The sequence below is a fragment of the Alistipes sp. AF14-19 genome (genome assembly GCF_003461645.1).
GTDB lineage: Bacteria > Bacteroidota > Bacteroidia > Bacteroidales > Rikenellaceae > Alistipes > Alistipes shahii.
This window is the reverse complement of record NZ_QTXM01000004.1, coordinates 176,383-199,143: the sequence shown is the minus strand read 5'-3', so window position 1 is coordinate 199,143 and position 22,761 is coordinate 176,383. Positions and strand designations below refer to the sequence as shown.

Genomic DNA, 22,761 nt, shown 5'->3' with positions numbered 1-22,761 from the left:
CTTATGAAGAAACTTTTCTTTGTGAGGAGTGGCTCGACATGCCGTATGCTGCGGATTCTTGCGGCGGTGATGCTGTTGCTTCCGGTGAATCTCCAGCCCGTCCGGGCCTCCCGGCAGGACGCCGGGGCCAAATCGTCGCTGACCGTGAAGATGAAGGACGCAACGCTGTCGAGCGTCTTTGCCGAGGTCGAGCGGACCAGCCGCTACGCCTTCATTTACACCGACGACGTGCGGCCGCTGCTCGACCGCCGGGTTTCGGTTTCGGTCAGGTCTGCGACCATCGACGAACTGCTGTCCGCGGTCCTCAAGGGAACGGAGCTGACCGGACGGGTGCGCGAAAGCCAGGTGATCATCTCGAAAGCGCCCGCTCGGAAAAACGCCGCCGTCACCCCCCCCCTCCCGGCTGCGAATTCCGGTAGGGAAATCGTCTTGCAGGGGACGGTGATCTCTTCGGCCGACAACAAGCCCATCGTCGGTGTTTCGGTCTATGTCGAGGGGACGACCGTCGGCGCCACCTCGGACATCAACGGCAACTACACCCTCAAGGTGCCGGCGGGAACGAAACACGTCACCTTCGCTTTTCTGGGCTACGACACCAAGAAGATCGCCGTCGCCGATGTCGAACTGTTCAAGCTCGTGACGCTGATCGAGGCGTCGAACGTCATGGACGACGTGGTGGTCGTGGCCTTCGGCACGCAGAAGAAGGAGAGTTTGGTGGGAGCCGTGCAGGTCGTGCGTCCCAGTACGCTCAAGGTGACGTCGAGCAACCTCTCGACCTCGTTCGCGGGCAAGATCGCCGGCGTCATCTCGACCCAGTCGTCGGGCGAACCCGGCGCCGACGGTGCGAATTTCTGGATTCGCGGCATCTCGACCTTCGGGGCTAACAAATCGCCGCTGCTGATTCTCGACGGCGTGGAGATCGTCTCGGAGATGCTCAACAACATTCCGCCCGAGGCGATCGAGTCGTTTTCGATCCTGCGCGACGCCACGGCCACGGCGCTCTACGGTTCGCGCGGCGCCAACGGCGTAATGATCATTACCACCAAAAACGGCCGCCAGTCGGAGAAGATGGCGATCAACGTTCGTCTCGAGTCGGGCATTTCGATGCCGACGCGCGTGCAGGACATCGCCGACGGCGTGACTTACATGGAGAACTACAACGAGGCGCTGCGCACCCGCACCCCGGCGGGCGAAACTTATGTGCAGCACTTTTCGGACGAGAAGATCACGGGCACGCGCAACCGGCTCAATCCCTACGTCTATCCCGACAATGACTGGTATTCGATGCTTTTCAAGGATTTTACGGTCAACGAGAACATGAATCTCAATGTGCGGGGCGGCGGCAAGGTGGTCGACTATTTCCTCAATGCTTCGATCTTCAACGAAAACGGTATCCTGAAGAAGCCCGCGGAGTCGAAATTCAACACCAACATCAATTCGCAGAAATACCTTTTCCAGGCCAACGTCGGCGCGCAGCTCACCCGAACGACCCGCGTGAGTCTGAAGATGAACACGCAACTGCTTTTCTGGCACCGTCCCGTCGAAGAGGTGAAAGACCTGTTCTACTATACGATGCGCGCCAATCCGGTCGCTTTTCCGGCCATCTATCCCAAAGGCTCCGTGGAGGATCTCGACGACCCGATTTTCGGAAATGCCCCTTCGTGGGACGGTGGTTCTACGGACATCAATCCTTATGCCCTGTTGAGCCGCGGATACGGACAGCGCCATACGCAGTACATCACCACGACCTTCTCGGTGGACCAGGACCTCGATTTCGTCACCAAGGGACTGAAAGTCCGGGGCATGGTCTCGTTCTACAACAAGACCTATGCGGCGACTTACCGTTCTTTTTCTCCCTATTATTACGAAATGACCGACTATACCGACAACGGCGACGGGACTTTCGACTACAACCTGCAAAGCATCGGCACGCCCGGATCGTCCTATCTGGGAACCTCCACGGGGCGGAACGGTTACCGTGAGATCTCGTTGCAGGGGCAGATCGAATATTCGCGCACGTTCGGCAAACACGACGTCAACGCCCTGTTCGTCTACCACCAGAAGGAGAAGGTCGACAATCAGCCCGCCAATGATGAGTACAAGGTGCTCCCTTACCGCGAGCAGGGTCTCGCCGGACGTTTTACCTATGGGTACGACAGTCGCTACCTGATGGAGTTCAACTTCGGCTACAACGGCTCGGAGAACTTCATATCGGGTCGTCGTTTCGGGTTTTTTCCCTCGATCGCCGGAGCGTGGGTCGTGTCGGGCGAACCGTTCTGGGACGGTATCCGCAGCAAGGTGAACCTGCTGAAAATCCGTGCTTCGTACGGCCTTTCGGGCAACGACTATCTGGCCGACAGCAGCAACAACATCGTCCGTTTCCCCTATCTCACGACGGTCAACATGAACAAGGCGCTCTACGTGTGGTTTTCGCCCAACTTCGTCAAGCAGACCGGACACGAGATCAAGACCGTGGGCAATCCCCTGGCCACGTGGGAGGAGAGCACCAAACTTAACGTAGGACTTGAACTGGGACTGTTCGACGCCCTGACGCTGAACGTCGACGTTTACAAGGAAAATCGTACCGGCATCTTCATGCAGCGGCGTTCGCTGCCCTCGACGATGGGCCTTTCGGGCGTCACGCCCTACGGCAATCTGGGTGAGGTGGAGAACCGCGGCGTCGATGTTTCGCTCGAATACAACAAGGCGTTCAACAAGGACCTGCTGGTCTCCGTGCGCGGAACGTTCACCTATGCGCACAACGAGGTGAAGGCCCGCGACGAGGCGAAATACCTGCCCAACAAATACAACTCCGTGCTGGGCAAACCCGTCAATTCGGTTTACGGACTGGTCGCCGACGGCCTTTTCGCCTCGCAGGAGGAGATCGACAACTCGCCCCGGCAGACCTTCATGCCCGATTATCTGCCGGGCGACATCAAATACCGCGACATGAACGGCGACGGCGTGATCGACGCCAACGACCGCACGTCGCTGGGTTATCCCACCGTGCCCGAGATCTTGTACGGCTTCGGCGCCTCGGTCAACTACAAACGCTGGGACTTCTCGTTCTTCTTCCAGGGCACGGCGCGCGTCTCGCTGCGCATGTACGACATGCACCCGTTCCGCGACAATCAGTATTCGGGCTTCAACATGACGCAGTACGTTGCCGACGACCACTGGTCGGAAGCCGATCCCAATCCCAATGCCGCCTATCCGCGCCTGGATTACCGCTACAACGCCAACAACACGCAGACCTCGTCGTTCTGGATCAAGAACGGCAGCTACCTGCGCCTGAAGAGCGTCGAACTGGGTTTCACGTACAAAAGCCTGCGCGCCTATCTGGCCGGCACGAATCTGTTCATCATTTCGCCCTTCAAATACTGGGACCCCGAAATGGGAAGCGGCAACGGCTTGAAATACCCGTTGCAGCGCGTGGTGAAACTCGGCCTTCAGTATAACTTCTAAAATTCGAGCGACATGAAAAAAATCATATCCATTTTGCTGTTTGCGTGCGCCGGAGCGCTTGCCGCGTGCGATTTCCTCGACGTGGTTCCCGAGGGGCAGGCGACGCAGGAGGACATCTTCAAAACCTCCAAGGAGGCCCGCAAGTACCTCAATACGCTCTACACCTACGCCCCCAACATCGCGGCCTACCGCTACATGCCCGACTTCTGCGCCGGCGACGACATTATCACCGCCACCAACGGCCAGACCCGTTATTTTCCCTACAAGAGCATGCTCTACAACGAGGAGAACGCCAGCCAGACCTACTACGGTCTGTGGGACGCGACGACCTCTTCCCCGTCCGGGCGCACGAACTACGACATGTACAAGGGCATCCGCTACTGTTACATTATGATCGACAATATCGACGCAGTCCCGGGCATCTCGCCGTCCGTGGCCGACGAGTTCAAGGGCGAAGCCTATTTTCTGATCGCCTATTACCACTGGGTGCTGCTGACTCACTACGGCCCGGTCATCCTCGTCAGGGGGCAGCTGGACATGGGGCTTCCCGAGGAGCAGGTCTATGTGGCCCGCAGTCCGTTCGACGAATGCGTGACGTTCATCGCCGAGACCTACGACCGCGCGGCCGATTTGCTGCACGGGTATCCGACGCGTCCCGATGCCGACCTGGGGCGCGCCACCTCGGTGGCGGCCAAGGCGATGAAGGCCCGGCTGCTGCTCTATGCCGCCAGTCCGCTCTGCAACGGCAACACGGAGTTCTACGCGCGTTTCCGCAACAACGACGGCACGCCGCTGATGAGCCAGACCTACAATCCCGAAAAGTGGAAGTGGGCGCTCGACGCCTGCCAGGAAGCGATCACGCTGGCCGAGGACAACGGGCACAGGCTCTACGAAAGCCCGAACGCGACTGCGGCTGCAACCGCTGCCGAGCGCGGCGAGATCAACTACCACGACTGCTTCGTCGAACCGCTCTGGAACACGGCCGAGTACCTTTGGGCGATGGGCGACCAGACCGGCATCGAGCACTTGCAGCGTTACGGAGGCGCGCGCCTGAAGCTGCCGTACAGTACCGACGGCTTCTGCATCAACATCGTTCCGACGTTCGAGTGCGTGGAGATGTACTACACGCACAACGGTCTGCCGTGGGACCGAGACCCCGAGACCATGCATATCGACCCCTATGCCTATAATGCCGAAAAGGAGACTGCCAACCTCCATGTCTACAAGGAGCCGCGCTTCTATGCGTCGGTGGGCTACGACCGCGGCAAGTACGCCATCAACGGCGAGGAGTTCATTCTCAAATGCCGCGCCGGCGAGATGCAGGGCAGCGTGCTCGACGCCTCGAAGGAGTACCAGAGCTGTACGGGCTACATTCTCAAGAAGTGGATTCACCGCCAGTCGGCCTTCAACTACGACACCAAGTCGTGGACCTACCGCAAGTACGCCTATCCTTACATCCGCCTTGCGGAACTCTATTTGAGCTATGCCGAGGCCGATTTCGAATACAACGGGTCGTTGAGCGACGCGAGCCTCAATTACCTGAATCTGGTCCGCCGCCGCTCGGGGCTGCCCGATTTCAAGGATTCGTGGGCCTTGGCCGGGGGCATTCCCACCGGCGACGAACTGCGCAAGGTGCTGCACCGGGAGCGTTCGATCGAACTGCTGATGGAGGGCATGCGCTACCACGACCTGCGCCGTTGGAAAGAGGCGGGCGAAGCGATGTCCCGGCGTCCCAAGGCGTGGAACCTCGACGGCAGGACGGCGGCCGATTTCTACCGGGTCTCCACGATGAAGGAGAGCGGCGTCCGCACGTTCGAATCCCCCAAGACCTACTGGATGGCCATTCCGTTGAGCGAAATCAATATCAACTACAACCTCGTGCAGAATCCCGGTTACTAACCTTAATAATCCGATTGCGATGAAGAATCTTGCGATATGCCTCCTGCTTCTGCTGGGAGCCGTAGGGTGCGGCGACGATTACGTCGTCTACGAGACGGTGGACACTATGGTCTGCATCCCGAAGAACGATTTCCAGGTCCTCGAATACGATGCCGCTTCGGGCCAAGCGTGCGTTTACGATCTCTATCTTTACAAGGGCGGTTACAATGACGACGGAATCACCGTGAAACTGGTGGTCGACCCCTCCGTGCTCGATGTCTATAACGTGGAAAGCGGACTCGAACTGAAGGTGATGCCCGACAGGTATTTCGCCTTCGACCCCGAAGTGCGCTTGTCGGGGGACAGGGTCATGGACCGCGCCGAAATCCGCTTCGATGCCGCTTCGATGCTTGCCGACGGCATTGATTCCTCCTATGTGCTGCCGCTTTCCGTCAGGGCCGATGATCAGGGCAAGGTGCGTCCCGAAAAGAACAGCGTAATCATCCGGGTCGTGATGAAATAACCGTGATGCGGAGGAGGTCCGGCCTCCTCCGCATCCTCAATGCAAAAAAATATGTCAAAATTCTACATGCGGCTTCTGTCGGTGTGCCTCGCCGCCCTTGTCCTGGCGGCCTGCTCCTCCTCGGAGGGCGGCGGTGACGACGGCCCGACCGCCGGACAGATCCCCGATAAGGCCGGAATGACGGTGAAGGGAATCGTGAAGGACAGCGCCGGCAATGGCATTGCCGGGGTGGTGGTGAGCGACGGCCTGGAGGTGACGGCGACCGACGAACGGGGGATTTACTATCTGGCCTCCGACCTCGCGCGGCGCAATTTCGTCTTTGTCTCCGTGCCTGCCGACTGCGAGATTCCCGCCACGCAGGGCTGTCCGCGGTTCTACCGCAAAATCGACCGCAAACAGGCCGTCAACCGGGCCGATTTTACGCTGACACGACGCAAGACTCCGTCCGACCGCCATTCGCTGATCGTTATGGCCGACATTCAGCTGGCTGCCGATAACACGTCGGTGGATTCCTATCTCGGTCATGTCGTTCCCGATGTGCTGAAAACCGTGCAGGGGCTTCCGACGGAGGTTTACGGAGTCAGCCTGGGCGACCTGGTCTGGAACGATATGTCGCTTTTCCCGAAGTACCGTCAGGGGCTGGAGACGCTTGGCTTCACGACCTTCAGCCTGCCGGGCAACCACGATCACGATCCGGCCGAGTTGACCGATTCGCTCGCCTTGCAGAGCTACGAACGCTATTTCGGTCCGGCGAACTACTCGGTGAACATCGGGAAAATCCATTATCTGTTCCTCGACAACATCCTTTTCGACCATGCGCCGACCGCCGAAGAGGAGTATACGATCGGTCTTACGGACGAAATTTGCCGTTGGATCGAAGCCGATTTGCGCTACGTTCCGGCGGGCAGCACGCTCGTCGTCTCGTCCCATTGCCCGATTCTCTATCACACGAAGAACACCGCAGCGCGCAACCACCGCAATTTCCAGCGTTTCCTCGATGCGATAAGCCCCTATAAGGTCCATGCCTTCGGGGGGCACAAGCACTACCATGACATTTACCGTTACGACGACGGACGCAAGGTCATGCACTGCATCGCCCGCACGCCGGGCGACCTGTTCATCAACGGCGACGTCAACTGCGACGGCACGCCGCGCGGCTATGCCGTGGTCGAGGTCGATGGCGAACGGCTCTCGTGGTATTACAAGCCGGCGGGCGGGAAGCGCGATATGCAGATGCGCCTCTATGCACCCGGACGCACCAATTCGGCCTGTGTCTATGCCAATGTCTGGGGTTATGACACGGCCTGGAGCGCCGTGGAGTGGATTCCCGCTTCGGGCGGGCAGGCGGTGGCGATGGAGCGGACGCAGCGCACCGATCCCTATTACGAGGAGGTGCTGGCGACGGGTGTGCGCGGAGGGACGCCGACCAATACGTGGCATATGTTCCGGGTCGATCCGGGCAGCGAGCGGGGCGGCATGGTGCGGGTCACCGACAGTTTCGGGCATACCTACGAATCGTCCGTGTCCTGGTAAATACGACATTCGAACAAAACCTTAAATACAACTTCAACGATGAAGAGACTTTTTCTTTTTCTGACCGTCGCGGCAGCCGTTTGCTGTGCGGCGTGCAGCGACGATCCCGAGGTCGCCGAATCCAACCTTTCACTGCTCGAGGATAACGTGACGTTCGATATGTTCGGAGGGCGCAGCGTCCTTGAAATCACGGCCGATTCGCCGTGGACGGTCTCCTGCGACGACGATTGGTGCCGCACCAACGTCGCCGAAGGTTCGCACACGAAGAAGATCGTTCTGACGGTCGACCAGAGTTTCCTGCCCGAGGAGCGCACGACCGCGGTGCGTTTTTACGCCGCGGGCGAAGAGAAGCACACCGTGACCGTGACGCAGGAGAAGTTCGAGCCGATCCTCGTGCTGGCGGAGAACGGCGCCGATATAACCGTCTACGGCGCCGGGAGCGAACCGGCCCTGAACCTGCGTGCATCCGTGGCATGGAAAATCGAGGGCGCGACCGACTGGTGCGCCGTGTCGCAGTCCGAAGGGACGAAAAGTTCGGTCGTGAAACTGTTGCTGACCGACGACGGCGAGGGCGTGCGTCCGCGCAGCGCGACGCTGACCGTCTCCTCCGAGATGGAGGGCGTCGAACCGCAGCAGGTGACCGTCGTGCAGCGGTCGACCGGAGCGAATACGGTCGTGGTCCGGGCGGGTGAAACCCGTGCGTTTCCGGCGCGGCGCACCGACGGCGCGTATGTGAAGGGCGTTGCGGCGGACTGGGTCTGGACCACCGACGCAGAGTTGCTTTCGGGGCTTGACTACGACGCTTCCCGGAATGAAATCACCTGCACTGCGGCCAAGTCGAAGCAGGGCAGCGGGCTGGTCGCGCTGTTCGACGCCGGAGGCGCGGTTGTCTGGTCGTGGCTGGTCTGGGTCGTGGACAAGATGCCTTCGGACGTGACCGTCGGCGGTATCGCCTGGCAGGACCGCAATGTCGGGGCCGAATACCATTCGGCCGACCCGAAGGCCTGTGTGCAGGATTTCCGCTCCTACGGACTGTTCTATCAGTGGGGCCGCAAGGAGCCGTTCATCGGCGCGAAGATCCTCTCGAAGAACAAATATTACGAGGGGCATGCGGAGTATCCCGATGCTTTCGGCGCGATGACGCGCGAGGTGGTTTTCAACGCCTCCCGCACCGCCGGCTGGCAGGTCAGCGGCGAGGAGATGACAGCCGCAACGGCAAACGGCAATCCGACGACGTTCTATACCCGGTCGTCCGCAGCGATGTCCGAAGGCTGGACCGAGGGCGGCAAGGGGCTGAACGATCCCTGCCCGGTGGGATACCGGGTGCCGACGGCGGCCGAATGGCAGTCGCTGCTTGCCTACGTGGACGGCAACGCCGCCAAGAACCAGGACTCGGGCGACACGTACAGCCGCTGGTATGCGCTCAATTCGGGCGGAACCCTCATCGGCCCGTCGACGATGTTCCGCAAGGGCGATAACGGCCGCATCCACTATCCGGGGCGTTCGGCAGCCTATTGTTCGTCGACGCTCGCCGGCGGCAAGCCGCTCCCGATGTACGACTGGAAGGCGGGCGACGCCACGGGCGAGGGGACCTATTACGAACGGAAGATGACCACAGCCTACGGCATGCGCTGCGTGAAGGAGTGACGCCGCTGCGATCGCGGGGGCTTCGGGCGGGAGTGAGTTTATTCCGTTCCGAAGCCCTTTTTTTGCGGTATTTTCATTACCTTCGCATGTCTTTTCAAACTTTTACCGATGAAAAATAGCATCTTTACCGTATTGGCGGCCCTCGTGCTGTATCCCGCCGGGGCGCAGCCCGTCACCCCGCAGGACCGGCGGCGCGCCGCGGAACTGGTCGAACGCATGACGCTCGACGAAAAGATCGGCCAGCTGGTCCAGCAGCGCGGAGGCGGCGCCGTCACGGGACCCGACAAGACGGAACTTTCCGTCGAACGGCTGGTCCGCGAAGGGCGCTGCGGCAGCGTATTCAACATCAAGTCCTTCGAGGAGACCGAGCGGTTGCAGCGGATCGCCGTCGAGGAGAGCCGGCTGGGCATCCCGCTGTTGATCGGCGCCGATGTGATCCACGGTTTCCGGACGATCTTCCCGATCAACCTCGCCGTCGCCGCCTCGTGGGACCCTGCCGCCGCGGAGTCGCTGGCCCGCGTTTCGGCTCGCGAAGCCTCGGCCATGGGCATCCATTGGACCTTTTCGCCGATGTGCGACGTTTCGCGCGACCCCCGGTGGGGCCGTGTCTCCGAGGGCGCGGGCGAAGACCCCTATCTGGGCGCGCGTGTCGCCGAAGCGATGGTGCGGGGCTATCAGGGCGACTTGTCCGACCCCTCGTCGGTCCTTGCCTGCGTGAAGCATTTCGCCGCCTACGGCGCTCCGCAGGCCGGGCGCGAATACCATGCGGTCGATATGTCCGAGCGGGTTTTCCGCGACAGCTACCTGCCGCCTTACCGGGCGGCGCTCGATGCCGGGGCCGCGACGGTGATGACCTCGTTCAATGACCTCGACGGCGTTCCGGCCACGGCCAACCGCTGGCTGATGCGCGACCTGCTGCGCGACGAACTGGGCTTCGGCGGATTCGTGGTGACCGACTACGGCACGATCGGCGAACTGAAAGCTCACGGCGTGGCGGGCGACGATGCGCAGGCTGCCGAACTGGCCCTGCGCGCCGGGGTCAACATGGACATGATGAGCGCCGCCTACCTGTTTCATGCCGCCGAACTGGTGCGGGAGGGGCGTATCCCGGAGTCGCTGATCGACAGCCTTTGCTGCGAGGTGCTGGCCGTGAAGTTCCGCCTGGGGCTGTTCGACGATCCTTTCCGCTACCAGGCGAAGGAGCGCGAGAAGTGCTATTACGCCCTGGAACATCTCGATGCCGCGCGCCGCGTGGCCCGCAGTTCGATGGTGCTGCTGGAGAACCGCGGCGGCGTGCTGCCCCTGAAAAAGGGGAGCCGGATCGCGCTGGTGGGACCTTTCGCCGATTCCCGGTGGGACCTGATCGGCTCGTGGGTTCATTTCGCCGAGGCCGGCCGGACCTCGACCTTTCTCGACGGACTGCGGGCGCGTTTCGGAGCCGACCGTGTGACCTATGCCCGCGGATGCGACCCGCACAAGGCCCTCGAAGGCGGTATTTCGGAGGCGGTGGCCGCAGCCGCGAAGTCGGACGTGGTGCTGGTCGCGCTCGGATTGAAGGCGGGGGAGAGCGGCGAGGCGGCAAGCCTTGCGTCGCTTGCGCTGCCCGACGCGCAGCGTGACCTGCTGGAGAGCTTGAAGCAAACCGGGAAACCGATTGTCGTCCTGCTGGTTACGGGCCGTCCTATGGAGCTGGCCCGTGAAGCGGAACTTGCCGACGCCCTGCTGCTGACCTGGTATCCGGGCACGATGGCGGGCGAGGCGCTGGCCGATGTCGTGTCGGGCGATTACAACCCTTCGGGGCGTTTGCCGATGACCTTTCCCCGCACGGTGGGGCAGATTCCGATCCATTACGACATGAAGAGCACGGGACGTCCGGCCGACGAGTCGGGCAAGCCCAACAAATACACTTCGCGCTATCTCGACGTACCCAATTCGCCGCAGTATTGTTTCGGCTACGGGTTGAGCTACACGACGTTCGGTTATTCGGACCTGCGGGTGCTGACGCCCGAAACCGCCGTCGGCGGCGAGGTTCGCGTGTCGGTCCGCGTGACCAACACGGGCGGCCGCGACGGCGAGGAGGTCGTGCAGCTCTACGTGCGCGATCTGCTGTCCGGTGTGACGCGTCCGGTTCGTGAACTGAAAGGTTTCCGGAAGGTCATGCTTCGCGCCGGGGAGAGCCGCGAGGTGACCTTCACACTGACGCCCGACGACCTTTCGTTCTGGCGTCTCGACAAAAAGTGGGGCCAGGAGCCGGGCGACTACCATGTCTGGGTAGGGCACGACTCCGACTGCACGCTCGGCGGCAGTTTCCGGATCACCGAATGATTCGTCTCTCCGGCACGGCGGCCGACGCCGCGGGTGCGGGACAGCTGCAAGGGAGCAGCGGCTTCGGCCGCCGCTCCCTTTTCCGTGCCCGGCGGGACGGTCCGGATGTCCCGGAAAAACCCGTTCGGAGATGTTTCGGACAAAAGGTTCCGGGGAATGGCTGGGCTTTCGCAAATTTTTTCTACCTTTGGAGGTCAAAACAGTACGCAATGATGGATTTGAAGACGATACGTGCCGAACTGCGCAAGCTGACCGCGATTGTCGACGGCTGGGAGCCTTCCGGGGAGATTCCGGCCCTCGAACGCGACCTGGCGCTGGAAAAACTGCGGACGCTCTACGATGCGGTGCGCTTTACGGAGGTGGAATCCCTTCCGGAATTCCCGGTTGCGGAGACGGAGCCTGCGGCGGCTCCGGTGCCCATCGACCTCGGGGCGGTGCTTTCGCTCGACCCGACGGACGAAGCCGTGTTCGAACCCGGTCCCGATGCCGTTTCAGGACCCGCGTTCGATGCGGAGGCGGAACCCGCAGAGCCGTTTTCCGAACCCGATACGACGGTCGCGGCCGATTCTGCCGGGGCGTTTGCCGGGGGGAATCCCGATACGGAGACGCCCGGAATGGCGGAGCCTGCGGTGTCGGATTCCGAGCCGGAACTTGAGGGGGAATCCGGATTTGAGCCTGATCCCGAAGCGGCGTCCGAAGCCGCATTCGTCGCCGGAGAATCCGAACCGGCCGCCGAATCCGGGCCGGTCGCTGCGCCTGAATCCGAGGCTGCGGCTGAACCGTCTGCGAAGCCGGTCGCTGCGCCCGGACCTGCCGCTGCGGCTGAATCGGCCGTCGTTCCGGAACCCGCTCCTGCGCCAGCTCCGGAACCCGCTCCTGCGGAGAAACCCCAATACATCGCGCCCACGCTGTTCGGGCTGGAGGAGGAGACCGTCCGCCACCGTCACAAACAGCGCGTCATCATGTCGCTCTACGATACGCCCGCGCCCGCCGAAAAGCCCGCAAGGCCCGAAACGGCGGAAAGACCGGCGGAGCGTCCCGAACCCGCTGCCCGCCCCGAACCCGCTGTGACGCTCGAACCCGCTGCCCGTCCCGAACCCGCTGCGACGCCCGGACCGACTGTCCGTCCCGGGTTTGCCGCGACTCCCGAACCGGCGGCTGCGCCTGCGTCCGCAGGTCCCGGGCCGCAGTCCGGAACGTCCGTGCCGCAGTCCGCGGCGGAACCCGTCACCGTTTCGGAAGCGCCTGCCGCCGCCGAGCCGGAGGAGGCCGAATCCGGAGCGAAGGAGGTTGCGGTCCCTGTCGGGGCCGTGCTGGGCGAGGTGATCAACCACGACGTGCAGACGCTGGCCGATACGATCGCTCCGCGGCGCGACATGGCTTCGGAACTGCGCCGCGGCGAACCGGTCGCCGACCTTCGCAACGCCATCGGCATCAACGACAAGTTCCTGCTGATCCGCGATCTGTTCGGCGGCGACGGCGAAGCCTATGAAGAGGCGATCGCGACGCTCAACGCCTTCGACGATTTCGACGAGTGCATGATCCACATTGCCGAGAACTACGCCTGGAATCCCAATTCGGACGGCGCGAAGTTTATGATGGAACTGCTCGAACGCAAATTCGCCTGACACGATGGCCAAACTCTATATCGTACCTACGCCGATCGGGAATCTGGACGACATCACGCTGCGCGCGGTGAACGTCCTGCGCGAGGTGGATTTCATCCTCGCCGAGGACACGCGCACGACGTCGTTCCTGCTGAAGCACCTCGGCATCGAGCAGAAACTCCGTTCGCACCACAAGTTCAACGAGCACGCCACGGTCGAAATGGTCGCCGGGGCGATCGCCGCGGGACGCAATGCCGCCCTGGTGTCGGACGCCGGGACGCCCGGCATTTCGGACCCCGGGTTCCTGTTGGTGCGCACGTGCGTCGAGGCGGGGATCGAGGTCGAGACGCTGCCCGGCGCCACGGCGCTGATTCCGGCGCTGGTGCAGAGCGGGTTTCCGTGCGACCGTTTCTGCTTCGAGGGCTTCCTGCCCCAGAAGAAGGGGCGGATGAAGCAGTTGCAGGCGCTTGCCGGCGAGGAGCGCACGATGATTTTCTACGAATCACCCTACCGCGTGGTCCGGTGTCTCGAGCAGTTCGCCGAGGTTTTCGGTGAAGACCGCCGGGTTTCGGTGTCGCGCGAGATCACCAAGAAGTTCGAGCAGACCGTGCGCGGAACCGTCGCCGAGGTGCTCGGGCATTTCCGCACGACCGAACCCAAGGGCGAGTTCGTGATCGTCGTGGCCGGAAAACCCAAAGTCCGCCGCGTCCGGGAGGACGGGGAGGAGTAACTCAAATCGAAACGCAATTGATGGAAGAGAACCGTACAGACGATACACAAAAGGTAAAACGTTCGTTTTCGGCGTGGCTCGGGGAGTTGCGCGAATTTATGAAGGGCCGTTTCAGCCTCGACGAGGACAAGGCGCAGCGCGACGAGGTCGTGGCCTCCGTCTCGAAGGGCGTGGAGTTCCGCGGCGTCAACCTCTGGGTGCTGATCTTCGCCACGATGATCGCCTCGCTGGGCCTGAACGTCAATTCGGCCGCGGTGATCATCGGCGCGATGCTCATTTCGCCGATCATGGGCCCGATCATGGGTGTCGGCCTCGCGCTGGGCATCAACGATTTCGAACTGCTCAAGAAGTCGCTGCGCAACCTGGCGCTGATGTTCATCGTCGCCATCATCACCTCGACGGTCTATTTCTTCATCTCGCCGCTCTCGTCGAACAGCAGCGAGCTGCTGGCGCGCACCGTGCCTACGACCTACGACGTGCTGATCGCCCTGTTCGGCGGCCTGGCGGGCATCGTGGCGCAGACGCGGCAGGACCGCACGTCGACCGTCATTCCCGGCGTGGCCATCGCCACGGCCCTCATCCCGCCCCTCTGTACGGCGGGCTTCGGACTGGCCACGGGGCAGTTCCGCTTTTTCATCGGCGCCTTCTACCTCTTCTTCATCAATTCGGTGTTCATCGCGCTGGCGACCTATGCCATGGTGCGTTTTCTGCAATACGAGAAGAAGGTCTTCATCGACAAGGTCCGCGAGCGCACGGTCAAGCGGCTGATGATGGTCATCACGCTGGTGACCTTCATCCCGAGCGTCGTCATCGGGTTCCACATGGTCCGCGTCTCGTTGTTCGAGGCCGTGGCCGACAAATACGTGTCGCAGGTCTTCAACTTTCCGCATACCCGCGTGATCGAGTGCAACAAACACTACGCGCAGGGCAAGAACCCCTCGCAGATCGAGCTGCTGCTCGTGGGCGAGCCGCTGGGCGAGGAGGTGATCGAGAATGCCCGTACGCAGATGCGCAATTTCGGGCTGGAGGAGGCCGAACTGGTCGTCCGGCAGGCCAATACGGAGGACAAGGTCGACGTGGTTTCGCTTCAGAAGAGCTATCAGGAGCTGCTGGAGGAGAAGAACCGCCGGATCGGCGAGATGTCTTCGCAGCTGAAACGCTACCGGGTGACCAACGTCGAGGTGAACGACATCTCGCGCGAAGTGGGGGCCATGATGGACAACATCGGGGCCATTTCGCTGACCAAGGGCATCACCTTCGACGTCGAGGGCACGCCCGGCGATACGACGCTCGTGTGCGTGGTGACGCCCCGGGATTCCGCGCTTCCGGTCGACCGTGAAACGCTGATCCGCTGGTTGAGAATCCGCACCAAGGTCGAGAACGTCAAACTTTTCGTGGAACCCTAATCCGGGCGGCAGGCATGAAACGAACCGATCTGACCATTTTGCAGCGCTTCTGGCTGGAGACCCTTTGGCTGGGCGCACGCGTGTTCGCCGTGATGCCTTACTGGTTCAAGTACTACGTCGTCGAAAACCTGCTTTTCGTCCTGCTCTACTACTGCCTGCGCTACCGCATGAAGGTCGTCAAGACCAACCTGCGGAACTCGTTCCCCGAGAAGAGCGAACGCGAACTGGCCGTCATCCGGCGGCGGTTCTACCGCACGCTGTCCGAAATCTTCGTCGACACGATCAACATGGCCTACATGAACGAGGAGAAGGGGCGGACGGTGCTTACGGTCAAAGACGTGGAGAAACACGTGGAAGCGGTGCACGGCCGCGACTGGATCGCCATGACGGCCCATTTCGGCTGCTGGGAGTACTGCTCCTACTGGGGGCTTTACGAGCGGTCGCAGATGCTGGTCGCCGTCTACCATCCGCTGCGCAGCAAGGTGATGGAGGAACTCTACCGGCGGCTGCGCAATTACGAAAATTCGATGACCGTCTCGATGAAGGAGAGCCTGCGTTTCTACCTGCGCAACCGGACCGGAGGCATCGCCGGCAAGAACCTCGTGATGGGGCTTATCGCCGACCAGAATCCCCCGCGGCGGCCCGACAGCCGTTGGTTCCGCTTCCTCAATCAGGATACGATCTTCTTCGACGGTGGCGAGAAACTGGCCCTGCGCTGCAACCTCCCGGTCTACTTCGTGAAGATGAGCCGCCTGCGGCGGGGACGCTACGAAATGTCCTTCGAACTGATTTATGACGGCAAAGAGGAGGTCGCCGAATACGAAATCACGCAGCGTTACGTTCGTAAGTTGGAGCGGATGATCTGCGAGTGTCCCGAACTGTGGATGTGGTCGCATCGCCGCTGGAAGCACAAACGAACTCATGCCGGTCGCTAAAATTATCATACTCAACTGGAACGGTGCGGACCACCTGCGTCGTTTCCTGCCGTCGGTCGTGGCCGCGGCTCCCGCCGGCGTCGAGGTCATCGTCGCCGACAACGGTTCGACGGACGACTCTCTTGCGGCGCTCGCCGCCGGGTTTCCGTCGGTCACGGTCCTGCGCATGGACCGCAACTACGGCTTTGCCGGAGGCTACAACCGCGCATTGGAGTATATCGAGGCCGATTATTACCTGCTGCTGAACTCCGATGTCGAGACCCCCGAGGGGTGGCTTGCGCCGATTCTCGACTGTCTGGACCGGAATCCCGACGTGGCGGTCGCCGCGCCGAAGCTGATCTCCTGCGCCGACCGCACGGAGTTCGAGTATGCGGGGGCTGCGGGCGGTTTCATCGACTACCTGGGCTATCCCTTCTGCCGGGGGCGCATCCTGCGCTGCGTGGAGAAGGACCGGGGCCAGTACGACGACGAGCGCGACGTGTTCTGGGTGAGCGGCGCGGCTTTCTGCTGCCGGGCCGACGTGTTCCGTGCGCTGGGCGGCTTCGACGGCGATTTCTTCGCCCACATGGAGGAGATCGACCTCTGCTGGCGGATGCAGCTGGCGGGTTACCGGGTGCGGATCGTGCCCCGGAGCAGGGTCTACCACCTGGGCGGCGGCACGCTCCAGACCGATTCTCCGGCCAAGGTCTTCTACAATCACCGGAACAATCTCGCCATGCTTTACAAGTGCGCCTCGCCCGCACAGCGGCTTTGCGTGGCCGTTGCGCGCCCGGCGCTCGACCTGCTCGCCGCGCTGTCCTACCTCATGCAGGGCCGCCGGGACAACTTCCGCGCCGTGTTCCGCGCCTGGGGCGACTTCATCCGCTGGCACGGGGCGCTGGCCCGCAAACGGCGTGAGATCCGCGCGAACCGCAAGGGCTCCGCCGCGGAAAACATCTACCGCGGCTCGGTGGTGCTGCGCTATCTTTTCGGCCGGCGGACCTTCGGCGGCATGATGCGCTGACGCGGAGCCGATGTCGTCGTTTTCGCAACGGGACTTGTGCGATCTTCGTTTTTTGCGTATCTTTCTGAAAAATACCCTCGCTTATGATACGTGCGGCTCTTCTGTTGTCGGCAGTCGTGTGTTTTTTGCAGCCTTTTCGCGCGTCGGCGACAGGGCAGGCTGCCGAACGGCTTGTCGTCGGGCGCGATACGATGCAGTTGTTCGCACTGCCGCTGGCGACGGCGGATTCCGCCGTGCTCGCCCGGCTCGAAAAACGGCTGGACGAACTCGATGCCTCCGGCTCTACGGCTTGCAGGCGTCGCTGTATCGGTGTCTGGCGGCTGGACGACGAGGGCATCTTGTGGCTTGAGTGCGTGAACACCGAGGACGGCGACGTCGTATTTTCCGGAGCGGAGCTGGTTCCCGAATTTGCAGCGGGATCACGCGCCCGGGCCGGCTGGTTCAGCGGAGAGATCCGCTATGGCACGGGGAATCTGGTGTATTACCAACACGATGGATTTATGCGGAATCTCGAACGCGAATGGGTGGCTGCGGTGTCCGAGGGGCGCGTGAGTGAGACGAAAGCCTACCGGAACCGGCTGTATGAAAGAGGTGCGGATGCGACGGACAATGCACAGCGTGTGGCCGCGGCGTTCGACAGCCTTCATGTCGGAAAGTCGCCCGATCTGCTGTCGCTGTATGTGGTCTTTGCAGCCGATTCCACAGGGCGGGTGGTTCGGATCGACCGGGCGCGACTGTTGTCGGAAAAGGGAAGTCCTGTTGTCAGCGATCCGGCTGACCCGCTGTTGCAGGCAGCTCTGCGGGCGTTTCGCTCGGTGTCGCGCTGGGATGCCTGGTGGGTCGGAGAGACCTGGAAGGAACAGGCGTATTTTATTCCGCTGCGCAGGGCCGGGAGGGTTTGGAAACCGCGAAGAGGATAACGATGCTTATTGCTCCGGCTTGCAGGGGAGCGTGAACCAGAAGGTCGAGCCTTTGCCCGGTCGGGATTCGACGCCGATGCGGCCGCCCATCGTTTCGACGATCGACTTCGAGATCGCCAGTCCGATGCCGATGCCCTGCCTGAACGATCCCGCCTTGACGAAACGTTGGAAAAGCTGTCCCCGGTGTTCTTCGGGGATGCCGGCTCCCGTGTCGGCGACGTAGACGTAGAGTTCCCCGCCGCGGATTTCGAACCCGAAATCGACGGAACCTTCGGAGGTGAATTTCACGGCGTTGCTCAAAAGGTTGGCGATCACCTGAATCAGCCGTTTGCGGTCCGTGCGGATGTAGCGGACGGGATATTTTCTGTGGAAGGTGATCCGCACCGGGCTGTTCTCCGGCTGCCGCATGCGGAAACCGCCTTCCAGCTCTTCCATGACGGCATTGAGTTCCACGTCGCTATATTCGTAGCCGAGGGTTCCGGCTTCGATCTTCGAGAGATCGAGGATGTCGCTGAGTTGCTGCATCAGTACCTCGCCGTTGGAGCGGATGATGCGCATGTACTCCTGTTTCTCGGTCGGGGCGGGGTCGTCCATGAGCAGTTCCGAGAATCCGATGATGGCGTTCAGCGGCGTGCGCAGTTCGTGGCTCATGTTGGCCAGGAAGCGTGATTTCATGCGGTCGGACTCTTCGGCGCGAACGCGGGCTTTCTCCAGTTCGCGCTGGGTGCGTTTCTGGGCCGAGATGTCGCTTACGGTCAGCACCACCCGGGGTTGTCCTGCGACGGTGAGGAAATTGCCCGCCACGCTTACGTCGCAGTCGACGGTCTCCGTGTGGTCGTCGGAGGTGTAGAGCACCATCGGGACCTCCAGTCCCGAGAAGCCTTTCTTCGTCCGGAACACCCCGGTGATGGCCGCGCGGACGGGACAGTCGGCGCACAATTCGTGCGTGCCGCAGACGCCGGCGTCCTCGCCGTTCCTGCAGCGCAGCAGGTTGCCCACCTTGGGCGGCACGGCTTGCGGTGCGGTTCCCGTCGCGGAGCGATAGTTGGTTTGCAGAACGTTGAAATCGGGGTCGATCAGCAGCAGGTAGGCGGCTACGTTGCGGAATATGCAGTCGTTGATCCGGTCGCTTGTTCGGATGTACCGGCGCTGGTAGCAGATACGGACGGCCAGGAGGACGCAAAACGCCGCCAGCACCCCTGTTCCTATTACGTATAACAACTGCATCCGATTATTCGGTTTTCGTTTCCGATCCCAAAGGTAGGTAAAATCCGGTGAAATAGGAGGGTAAATGATAAAAAAGACATCCGGAATCGTCCGGATGTCTTTTTTTGTCGGTGGGGGATCTTTCTATTTGTTGATCTTGGCCCACGAGTCCTTGAGCGTTACCGTGCGGTTGAACACCAGATGACCGGGGGTCGAGTCGGTGTCGGGGCAGAAGTAGCCCACGCGCTCGAACTGTACGGCCTGGCCTACGGGGATGTCGCGCAGCGACGGCTCGAGGTAGCCTGTGATTTTGACCATTGATTCGGGATTGAGGTTGTCCTCCCAGGTCTGCCCTTCGTCCACGTCGTCGGGGTCCTCCTTCGTGAAGAGCGGGTTGAACAGCCGGATTTCGGCCTCCACGGCATCCGCGGCCGACACCCAGTGGATGACGCCTTTCACGCGGCGGCCGTCGCTCGACGAACCTCCGCCCGACATCGGGTCGTAGGTGCAGCGCAGTTCGGTGATGTTGCCCCCCTCGTCCTTGACGACCTCCTCGCACTTGATGAGGTACGAATAGCGCAGGCGCACCTCGCCGCCCGGCGAGAGGCGGAAGAACTTCTTGGGCGGATTCTCCATGAAGTCGTCGCGCTCGATCCAGATCACCTTCGAGAAGGGAACCTGCCGCGTGCCGGCGGCTTCGTCCTCGGGGTTGTTGATCGCCGTGAACAGCTCGGTTTTGTCGTCCTCGTAGTTCGTGATGACCACCTTCAGCGGATTCAGCACGGCCATGCGGCGCTGGGCGACCCGGTTCAGGTCTTCGCGCACGCAGTATTCCAGCTTCCCGAGGTCGATCACGTTGTCGCGCTTGGCGACGCCCACCATCTCGGCGAAGTTGCGCACCGAGGCGGGCGTGTAGCCCTTGCGGCGCAGGGCGCAGATCGTCGGCATGCGGGGATCGTCCCAGCCCATCACGGCGCCCTCCTGCACGAGCTTCAACAGCTTGCGCTTCGACATCATCGTATAGGTGAGGTTCAGGCGCGCGAACTCGTACTGGTGCGAGGGGAAAATGTCGAGCGCCTGGATGAACCAGTCGTACAGCGGACGGTGCACGTCGAATTCCAGGGTGCAGATCGAGTGGGTGATCCGCTCGATCGAGTCGCTCTGGCCGTGGGCGTAGTCGTACATCGGGTAGATGCACCATTTGTCGCCCGTGCGGTGATGCTCGGCGTGGATGATGCGGTACATGATCGGGTCGCGGAACAGCATGTTCGGATGGGCCATGTCGATCTTGGCGCGCAGCACCTTGGCTCCGTCGGGGAACTCGCCGTTCTTCATTCTCGTGAACAAATCGAGGTTTTCCTCCACCGAACGGTCGCGCCACGGCGAGGGCGTTCCCGGCACGGACACCGTGCCGCGGTTTTCGCGGATCTCGTCCTGCGTCTGGTCGTCGACGTAGGCCAGCCCCTTCTTGATCAGTTCGACGGCCCATTCGTAGAGCTGGTCGAAATAGTCCGACGCATAACGCTCCAGCTCCCACTGGAAGCCGAGCCACTGGATGTCGCGCTTGATCGAGTCGACATACTCCACGTCCTCCTTGACGGGGTTCGTGTCGTCGAAGCGCAGGTTGCACTTGCCGCCGTATTTCTTCGCCAGTCCGAAGTTGATGCAGATGCTCTTGGCGTGGCCGATATGCAGGTAACCGTTCGGTTCGGGCGGGAAACGGGTCTGTATGCGCGTTTCGCCCCCGGCGATCGACTCTTCGATGATCTCTTCGAGGAAGTTCAGCGACTTCTCCCGTGTTTCGTTTGTTTCGCTTGCCATATTATTTTTTATGATTCTTGCTGTTGTAAACGGTTTTGAGCAGTTTCACCCCCACGACCAGCATTTGCTGGGTTCCCAGGGCCGTGCCGTCGTGGTGGGCGGCGAACTCCGCGCGGACCGAGACCGTGTCGTCGAAGAACGAGCGGCGGTAGGAGAGCGCCGTGCGGCTGTACACCTTCTGGTCGGTGCGGAAGAAACTCTCGGCGGGGTACAACTCGCGGCCGTAAGGGAGCGGTGTGCCGTCTTCGAGTTCATGTCCGTAGAAGAAGGGGTGGATGTTGTCCCCGACATAGAGGCGTTCGTCGAGCGACAGTCCCCAGCGGCTGATCCGGAAGGCGAACTCGCCCATGCAGGGCTTTTCCCACGAGTGGCCGAAACTGCGGTCGCGCTGGGCCGTGAGCAAAGCTCCCAGTTTGATGTCGAAATCGAAGAAGGCGTTGAACCGCACGCCGACGCAGGGGGTGAGCAGTTGCAGGTCGACGACGTTTTCGATCGGCGCGCCCTGCTGTCCCGCATAGTGGAACATCGAGTAGTTGAACCCATAGTAGAACGTGTCGAGGTAGTGGCGTCCGGCGAGCAGGATGCGGAACTTTTCGCGCGAGAGGGTGGAATACATGCCCTCCCAGTCGCAGACGAACTCGACATAGGAGTCCCTTTTGCCGTTGTACTGCGCCAGCACGCCGTTCATGCGGTTGTGGAAGAAGCGTTCCGACTCGGAGAAGAATGCCGTCGAATAGTCGTCGTCGTGCATCATGTCGCGCGTGAAGATACCGGCTGCGGCCGTCACCTTGGGCGTCTGGAACTGGTAGTAGAAGACGGGTTTGATCTCCGAAAGATAGGCCGATTCCTGGGTTCCGAAATTCTTGATCATGTCCGCGGCGATGACCAGCGTGTTTTTCTCGTCCCACCGGATGCCGACACGGGGCGTCAGCCGGGCCGCGAAGTCCGTGCCCGATTCGATGTCCAGTCCCGGCACGGCGAACTCGTTGCTGCCGAATTCCTTGTTGTCGAAATACATTTTGAAATCGGTTCCCAGCAGAATCTCCTGTGCGTGTCCTGCGGCGACGCATCCGGAAAGGGCGAGCAAGAGTAAAAGTTTTTTCATAGGTGTCAACGGAATATAGCTGACAAAAGTAAGGAAAAGATTTTAATTTTATTTACTTTTGCCCCCGAAATCAATCGTTCCGAACCCATTATGCGCAAAATCACCAACGAAGAACTCGGCAGGCCTTCGGCCGAGGAGTTCGCCGCGATGGAAAAGATGCCTGTCACGGTGGTGCTGGACAACGTTCGTTCGGCCCAGAACGTCGGGGCCTTTTTCCGCACGGGCGATGCTTTCGCCGTGGAGCGGATCGTCCTGTGCGGCATCACCGCCACTCCGCCCAGCCGTGACATTCACAAAACGGCTCTAGGGGCCGAGATGACCGTGCCCTGGAGTTATTGCGCTTCGACCGTCGGGTGCATTGCGCAGCTGCGTGCCGAAGGATATGCGGTCTACGCCGTGGAGCAGGTCGAGGGGGCCGTGATGCTCGATGAGTTTCGCGCCGTGCCGGGGGTGAAGTATGCGCTCGTCTTCGGCAACGAGGTCGACGGCGTGGGGGAGGAGGCCGTCGACCGGTGCGACGGGGCCGTCGAAATCCCGCAGGCCGGGACCAAGCATTCGGTCAACGTCTCGGTGTCGGGCGGCGTCGTTTTATGGAGTTTCTTTTGCCAAATCCGTCCGAAGCGTTAACTTTGCCGCGTTGTAAAACTTAAAATCTGA

The 22,761-nt window shown here is 61.6% G+C and carries 16 protein-coding genes; 13 read left to right on the top strand and 3 right to left on the bottom strand.

Annotated elements, in window-relative coordinates; genetic code table 11:
- Window positions 1-3: 3 nt before the first annotated feature.
- The 12 genes from DWW03_RS05975 to DWW03_RS05920 all read left to right on the top strand — a co-directional run bounded on the left by DWW03_RS05975 (window position 4) and on the right by DWW03_RS05920 (window position 17,972).
- Window positions 4-3,465: a TonB-dependent receptor gene (locus DWW03_RS05975; RefSeq protein ID WP_259301978.1), complete on the top strand. Its 3,462-nt coding sequence runs from the start codon at window positions 4-6 to the stop codon at window positions 3,463-3,465.
- Window positions 3,466-3,477: 12 nt separating this feature from the next.
- Window positions 3,478-5,364, top strand: a complete 1,887-nt coding sequence (locus DWW03_RS05970) for a RagB/SusD family nutrient uptake outer membrane protein (RefSeq protein WP_118406483.1) — start codon at window positions 3,478-3,480, stop codon at window positions 5,362-5,364.
- 19 nt (window positions 5,365-5,383) lie between these two features.
- A complete protein-coding gene (locus tag DWW03_RS05965) occupies window positions 5,384-5,866 on the top strand; it encodes a DUF1735 domain-containing protein (protein ID WP_118406482.1) in 483 nt (160 codons plus the stop codon).
- Between the two features lie 51 nt (window positions 5,867-5,917).
- Window positions 5,918-7,399, top strand: coding sequence for a calcineurin-like phosphoesterase C-terminal domain-containing protein (locus DWW03_RS05960; RefSeq protein WP_181989607.1), 1,482 nt, complete (start codon window positions 5,918-5,920; stop codon window positions 7,397-7,399).
- Window positions 7,400-7,438: 39 nt separating this feature from the next.
- Complete coding sequence (locus DWW03_RS05955) at window positions 7,439-9,046, top strand: BACON domain-containing protein (protein WP_022061879.1); 1,608 nt, start codon at window positions 7,439-7,441, stop codon at window positions 9,044-9,046.
- Window positions 9,047-9,154: 108 nt separating this feature from the next.
- Entirely contained in the window at window positions 9,155-11,371 is a 2,217-nt protein-coding gene (locus tag DWW03_RS05950) for a glycoside hydrolase family 3 N-terminal domain-containing protein (RefSeq protein WP_118406480.1), read from the top strand.
- Window positions 11,372-11,580: 209 nt separating this feature from the next.
- Window positions 11,581-12,999: a hypothetical protein gene (locus DWW03_RS05945; protein ID WP_229095989.1), complete on the top strand. Its 1,419-nt coding sequence runs from the start codon at window positions 11,581-11,583 to the stop codon at window positions 12,997-12,999.
- Window positions 13,000-13,003: 4 nt separating this feature from the next.
- Window positions 13,004-13,708: a 16S rRNA (cytidine(1402)-2'-O)-methyltransferase gene (gene rsmI, locus DWW03_RS05940; protein WP_015546560.1), complete on the top strand. Its 705-nt coding sequence runs from the start codon at window positions 13,004-13,006 to the stop codon at window positions 13,706-13,708.
- A gap of 20 nt (window positions 13,709-13,728) precedes the next feature.
- On the top strand, window positions 13,729-15,114 hold the full coding sequence (locus DWW03_RS05935) for a TIGR00341 family protein (protein WP_015546561.1): 1,386 nt from the start codon (window positions 13,729-13,731) through the stop codon (window positions 15,112-15,114).
- Between the two features lie 14 nt (window positions 15,115-15,128).
- The gene (locus DWW03_RS05930) at window positions 15,129-16,049 is read left to right on the top strand and encodes a lysophospholipid acyltransferase family protein (protein WP_022061511.1); all 921 of its coding nucleotides are present in this window, start codon (window positions 15,129-15,131) and stop codon (window positions 16,047-16,049) included.
- A complete protein-coding gene (locus tag DWW03_RS05925) occupies window positions 16,036-17,052 on the top strand; it encodes a glycosyltransferase family 2 protein (protein WP_118406479.1) in 1,017 nt (338 codons plus the stop codon). The genes DWW03_RS05930 and DWW03_RS05925 overlap by 14 nt, the downstream gene beginning before the upstream one ends.
- 83 nt (window positions 17,053-17,135) lie before the next feature.
- Window positions 17,136-17,972 (top strand): hypothetical protein, encoded by an 837-nt coding sequence (locus DWW03_RS05920; RefSeq protein WP_022061509.1) that lies wholly within the window; start codon window positions 17,136-17,138, stop codon window positions 17,970-17,972.
- 6 nt (window positions 17,973-17,978) lie between these two features.
- Here DWW03_RS05920 and DWW03_RS05915 read toward each other — a convergent pair whose 3' ends face one another.
- From DWW03_RS05915 to DWW03_RS05905, 3 genes are all read right to left on the bottom strand, one after another.
- Window positions 17,979-19,193 carry a sensor histidine kinase gene (locus tag DWW03_RS05915; RefSeq protein ID WP_181989606.1) on the bottom strand — a complete coding sequence of 405 codons (1,215 nt, stop codon included), beginning with the start codon at window positions 19,191-19,193 and terminating at the stop codon, window positions 17,979-17,981.
- A 129-nt stretch (window positions 19,194-19,322) separates the two neighbouring features.
- Window positions 19,323-20,999, bottom strand: coding sequence for a glutamine--tRNA ligase/YqeY domain fusion protein (locus DWW03_RS05910; RefSeq protein WP_022061507.1), 1,677 nt, complete (start codon window positions 20,997-20,999; stop codon window positions 19,323-19,325).
- A gap of 1 nt (window position 21,000) precedes the next feature.
- Entirely contained in the window at window positions 21,001-22,104 is a 1,104-nt protein-coding gene (locus DWW03_RS05905; protein ID WP_022061506.1) for a hypothetical protein, read from the bottom strand.
- A gap of 90 nt (window positions 22,105-22,194) precedes the next feature.
- On the opposite strand from DWW03_RS05905, the gene DWW03_RS05900 reads away from it, so the two are divergent.
- On the top strand, window positions 22,195-22,731 hold the full coding sequence (locus DWW03_RS05900; protein WP_022061505.1) for a TrmH family RNA methyltransferase: 537 nt from the start codon (window positions 22,195-22,197) through the stop codon (window positions 22,729-22,731).
- Window positions 22,732-22,761: the final 30 nt, after the last annotated feature.